4 protein-coding genes are annotated in these 3,706 nt (G+C 74.6%); 1 reads left to right on the forward strand and 3 read right to left on the reverse strand.

Features of this window, described 5'->3' with window-relative positions:
- Positions 1-144: 144 nt before the first annotated feature.
- On the reverse strand, positions 145-1,947 hold the full coding sequence (locus tag Q0195_RS12395) for a gamma-glutamyltransferase (RefSeq protein WP_299279024.1): 1,803 nt from the start codon (positions 1,945-1,947) through the stop codon (positions 145-147).
- 169 nt (positions 1,948-2,116) lie between these two features.
- On the reverse strand, positions 2,117-2,839 hold the full coding sequence (locus tag Q0195_RS12400; RefSeq protein WP_366518106.1) for an ABC transporter permease: 723 nt from the start codon (positions 2,837-2,839) through the stop codon (positions 2,117-2,119).
- On the opposite strand from Q0195_RS12400, the gene Q0195_RS12405 reads away from it, so the two are divergent.
- A complete protein-coding gene (locus Q0195_RS12405) occupies positions 2,760-2,981 on the forward strand; it encodes a serine hydrolase (protein ID WP_366518107.1) in 222 nt (73 codons plus the stop codon). The genes Q0195_RS12400 and Q0195_RS12405 overlap by 80 nt on opposite strands.
- Positions 2,982-3,086: 105 nt before the next feature.
- On the opposite strand, the gene Q0195_RS12410 is transcribed toward Q0195_RS12405, so the two are convergent.
- The coding region (locus tag Q0195_RS12410; RefSeq protein ID WP_299279026.1) for a PKD domain-containing protein at positions 3,087-3,706 on the reverse strand (620 nt) is incomplete at its 5' end.

The following is a 3,706-nucleotide window of genomic DNA, read 5'->3' on the forward strand; positions in this document are numbered from 1 at the left end:
GCGGTCGGTCCGGTGACGTTCGGGCGGGTGGTCGACACGACCGGCGACTACCGCGTGGGCTGGCTGGGGGCGGTGGCGATGTTCGCCGTCGGGGGCGTGCTCGTCCTGCTCCGCCGCGACTGGACGCCGCGGCAGCGATGACGGCTACCGCCCCGCCGCGTAGCCCTGCATCCCGCGCGGGTTGGCCGCCGCGCCGAGCAGCCCCGTCTCGGGGTCGCGGGTGACGACGGACAGCCGGCCCAGCGTCCAGTCACCGGCGCGGGTGACGCGGTGGCCGCGCCGCTCCAGCGCGGTGAGGACGTCCTCCCCGAGCCGGTCCTCGACGACGGCCCGGCCCGGGTCCCAGGTGCGCGGCCAGAAGGAGTCGGGCATCGAGCGGGTGTGGAAGGCCGGGGCGTCGACCGCCTGCTGCGGCTCGTACCCGCCGACGATCGTGCGCAGCAGGTAGAGGAGCTGCCACTGGTCCTGCTGGTCCCCGCCGGGCGAGCCGAGCGCGGCCACCGGCTGCCCGTCGCGGAGCACGAGGGTGGGGGTGAGCGTGGTGCGCGGCCGGCGTCCGGGCTCCAGGGACGACGCCGCGCCGCCCTCCAGCCACGTCATCTGCAGCCGGGTGCCGAGGCAGAACCCCAGCTCGGGGATGGTGGGGGAGGACTGCAGCCAGCCGCCGGACGGCGTCGCGGAGATCATGTTGCCCCACCGGTCGACGACGTCGATGTGGCAGGTGTCACCGCGCCGGTCGCCGGTGGGGCTCACCGTCGGCTCCCCGACCCCCGCGGTGCCCGGGGCGTAGGTCTCGCGCAGCGGTGGGCGGAAGGGCGCGACACCGGGGACGTGCCCCGGACGCAGCTCGTGGGAGGCGGCCTGGCCGACCAGCGCTCGGCGCTGGGCGGCGTACGCCGGGGAGAGGAGGACGTCGAGCGCGGCGCGGGCGGTGTCGTCGTCGCCGTAGTAGGCGTCCCGGTCGGCGAGGGCGAGCTTGAGCACCTCGAGGACGGTGTGTGCGCCGGCGGCGGTGGAGGGGTCGAGCAGCTCGTCGTCGAGACCGTCGAGCACCGTGAGCATCTGGAGGAGGACCGGGCCCTGGCCCCACGGACCGGTCTTGGCGATCGTGTGGCCGCGGAACTCGGCGGTGACGGCCGGCTCGTAGGAGGCGGTGAAGGCGGCGAGGTCCGCCGCGGTGATGACGCCGGCGTGGTCGCCGCCGTCGGAGTGGCGGTGCGGCCGGGAGGCGGACGCCGCGACGGCCTCGGCGACGAAACCCTCCCGCCAGACGTGGCGTGCGGCCTCGACCCGGGCGACGCGGTCACCGGCGCCCGAGCCCGCCTCGACCAGCCGCTCCAACGTGCGGGCGTAGGCGGGGTTGCGCACGAGCTCGCCCGGCCGCGGCACCCGCCCGTCGGGCAGCCAGAGCGCCGCGGAGGTGGGCCAGTGCTCGGTGAACAGCCGCTCGACCTGGGCGATGGTTCGGCAGGTCGCGGCGAGCACGGGGTGGCCGTCGCGGGCGTAGCCGATCGCCGGGGCGAGGACGTCGGCGAGCTCCCAGGTGCCGTGGTCACGCAGGAGCAGCAGCCAGGCGTCGACCGCACCCGGGACGGCGGCCGCCAGCGCCCCCGCGCCGGGGACAAGCTCCAGCCCCAGGGAGCGGTAGTACTCTCGGCCGGCGCCGGCCGGCGCCGGCCCCTGGCCCATGAGGACCACCGGGCGCCCCGGATCCTGCGCCGTGGTGAAGATCGCCGGCATGTCCCCACCGGGGCCGTTGAGGTGCGGCTCGACGACGTGGAGCACGAACCCCGCGGCGACGGCGGCGTCGAAGGCGTTCCCGCCGCGCTCGAGCACCGACTGCGCCGTCGCGGTGGCGATCCAGTGCGTCGAGGCGGCCATCCCGAAGGTGCCCCGGAGGGTGGGCCGGGTGGTGAAGGCGGGCGGCGGCGTGAACGCGGACGACATCCTCCGAGGCTAGCGAGCGGCCGCTGCCCGGGCGTCGCGACGACGTGACGCGCACGTCGTCGGGAAGCGGGCTCTCGGTGGGAAGTGAGCTGTCGGTGGGAACTGAGCTCTCGGTGGGAAGTGGGCTGTGGGTGGGAAGTGGGCTGTCGGCGGGAGAGGTCAGGAGAGGTCAGGAGAGGACGTCCTTGGTGGTGAAGCGGCCGTAGGCGAGGGCCCCGAAGACGACGACGTACCCGAGCTGGAGCAGGGCGTTGTCGACGAAGGAGTCCCAGCGCACCGGGTTGCGCAGCAGGTCGACGAAGCCGAGCCAGTGCTCGCTGAGCAGCCACGGGTGCAGCCAAGCGATCTGGTCGAGGGACCCGAGCATCTGGACGACGATGGCGAGCACCGCCGTCGCCGCCATCGCCCCGACCGGCGCCACGGTCAACGTCGAGACGAACAGGCCCACCGCGGCCAGGCCGAGCAGCGACACCGTCACGTAGCCCGCCACCAGCAGTGCCCGCCACAGCGCCTCCCACGCGCCGATCGTGTCGCCGGACAGCAGCGTCACCGGCCCCACCGGGAACAGCGCGGCGCCGACGAGCGAGCCGGCGAGGACGATGCTCAGGGTCGCCGCCAGGCAGAACGTGGCCGCGCCGAGGTACTTCACCAGCAGCAGCCGGCCGCGTTCCACGGGGGCGAGGAGGAGGTAGCGCAGCGTGCCCAGGCTCGCCTCGCCCGCGATGGTGTCCCCGGCGACCACCCCCACGGTGAGCGGCAGGAACAGCGGGATCGTCACCACCAGCCGCGACGCGTTCCACCGCGGCCAGGGCCTGGGCTTCCGGACCGACCGGCTCGCCGTCGTCGACGGGCCCGCGGCCGGCGGTGTGGGGCACGGCGGGTTCACCGGCACCGAGCTCGCGGTGGACCGGGAGCGCGGGACCGTCGTCGTGCTCCTCACCAACCGGCTCCACCCGGCGCCGCCGCACGCCGACATCGGACCGGTGTGGGACGCGCTGCTCGCCGCGGTCGCCGCTGCTGTGGACGGCGCGTGAGACGCGTCCCCGAGCCGGACAGGAGGGAGTGCGGCAGTAGATGCCGACAGCCGGGCGCCCTGGTGGGGCCCGGCTGCCGGCATCGGTGCGGTGGGAGCGGTGCGCCTACCTCCCGACGTCCGAGGCTGCGGCGGCGCGCAGGATGGTGCCGGCGGAGCGCTGGTCGAGCACGCCGTCGGCGGTCAGCGCCCGGACGACGTCACCCACGTGCCGGACGAACGCCCCGTGGGTGCCGTACTCACCGTCCTCGGCGATGAGGTCGTTGATCGTGCAGCCGTCACCGACCTCGGCGTTCTCCACGCCCGTGTCGATCCCGCCGATGACGACGGTGGCACGGGTGTCGGAGCACTCGCCGGGCTCACCCGGTCCGGGGTCTTCCTCCACGACGGTGAAGGTGATGGTGCCTTCGGTGGTGTTGCCGGCGTGGTCGGTGGCCCGGTAGGTCAGGGTGTGGTGGCCGGGCTGGGTGATGGTGATGGGGCCGTCGTAGGTGGTCCAGTCGCCGTCGTCGAGGGTGTACTGGACGGTGTCGATGCCGGAGTCGTCGTCGGTGGCGGTGATGGTGACGGTGGCTGAGCCGATGTAGCTGCCGTCCTCGTCCTGGTCGCCGGTGACGGTGGTGGTGACCTCGGGTGGGGTGGTGTCGGGGTCGGGGCCGGTGTCTTCCTCTACGACGGTGAAGGTGATGGTGCCTTCGGTGGTGTTGCCGGCGTGGTCGGTGGCCC

Origin of the sequence: uncultured Georgenia sp., from assembly GCF_937958535.1 — a bacterium.
Classification (GTDB): Bacteria; Actinomycetota; Actinomycetes; order Actinomycetales; family Actinomycetaceae; genus Oceanitalea.

Coding starts and splice junctions, on each gene's coding strand:
- Q0195_RS12395 (WP_299279024.1), bottom strand. CDS start 1,947: ATGTCGTCCGCGTTCACGCCGCCGCCCGCCTTCACCACCCGGCCCACC.